Annotated in this window: 2 protein-coding genes; both read left to right on the top strand. The window is 64.3% G+C overall.

All coding sequences use genetic code 11. The features are described 5' to 3' along the window. Positions 1–214: 214 nt before the first annotated feature. Positions 215–544 carry a Scr1 family TA system antitoxin-like transcriptional regulator gene (locus tag AB0O34_RS37045; RefSeq protein WP_363923706.1) on the top strand — a complete coding sequence of 110 codons (330 nt, stop codon included), beginning with the start codon at positions 215–217 and terminating at the stop codon, positions 542–544. Positions 545–567: 23 nt separating this feature from the next. Continuing rightward, complete coding sequence (locus AB0O34_RS37040) at positions 568–810, top strand: DUF397 domain-containing protein (RefSeq protein ID WP_363923704.1); 243 nt, start codon at positions 568–570, stop codon at positions 808–810. Positions 811–1,011: the final 201 nt, after the last annotated feature.

Below are 1,011 nucleotides of genomic sequence, written 5' to 3'. Positions count from 1 at the left end.
ACCTGGCGAACCGTGGTGAGCGTCTACGGCTGGAATGGGAGAAACTACTCCCGCGTCGGGCTCAAGACCTCCTCCACCTGGCGGACCCGGTGCTAGTTGCCCGTCACCCGGCCGTGGCCGGGTAACCGGTCCAGCTTCAGATGGGTGAACCGGTGAACAGCACCACAGATCACCGCCGGCGGCGACGAGGCGTCTCACGTGCTCCCCTTCATGTGTGAGACGCCTCGGGATCCTCACGGGCGGGCACCAGATCGCCGACGCGGACCAACTGTGCGCCGGCCGGTGCTCACTCTGGACGCGGCATCGACCGCACCCGGCTGCGCTCGGCGGCGCCCATGCCAGCCCGGATGGATCGTTCAAGATCTATGAGCTGCCGGAACCGTACCCAGCGGTCGCCTACGTCTCAAGTCCTGCGGGCGCGATCTACGTAGAGGCGGAAAAGGCCGAGAGGCTTATGCTCAAGTTCGACGGAATCCATCGTGATGCACTTGAATCGGATAAGTCGGTCGAGCTGATCGCGTCGGTCGCCGAAGAGCTTGGCTAACGTCCGGAGACGGAGCCGCCCTCATGCCTACTTTCGACGCTCACCCGCTCCATGTCGCCTGGCACATCAGCACCTTCAGCGCCGATGGCGGCGGAGGAGACTGTGTCGAGGCCGGCCCGGTCTTGGATGGCACCGGTCGCATCGCCGTACGGCACAGTCAGCACCCTGAGGGACCCGCGATCATCTACACCCGCACCGAATGGGAGGCCTTCGTCTCAGGAGTGCGGGCCGGTGAATTCGACTTCACTGACCTCATTCCAACCTGACGCGGCAGGTCACGGGCTGGTCGCAGTTGGATGCTCTTGATCACATACAAATATGTGATCATTCCTCTCAACGTGCGGCTCACCCCACGGGCGTGGGGAGGACCGGAACGCCGACATCGAGGAAGCAACCCTGATCGGCTCACCCTCTCCCGTCCCGAGACGCGGTACCACAGCCGGACGCTGTCGTCGTCGTTGGCCGTC

Source organism: Sphaerisporangium sp. NPDC088356 (assembly GCF_040685555.1).
Taxonomy (GTDB): Bacteria; Actinomycetota; Actinomycetes; order Streptosporangiales; family Streptosporangiaceae; genus Sphaerisporangium.
The sequence above is the reverse complement of the archived record's forward strand: the minus strand, read 5'-3'. Positions and strand labels throughout refer to the sequence as shown.

Coding starts and splice junctions, on each gene's coding strand:
- AB0O34_RS37040 (WP_363923704.1), top strand. CDS start 568: ATGCCTACTTTCGACGCTCACCCGCTCCATGTCGCCTGGCACATCAGC.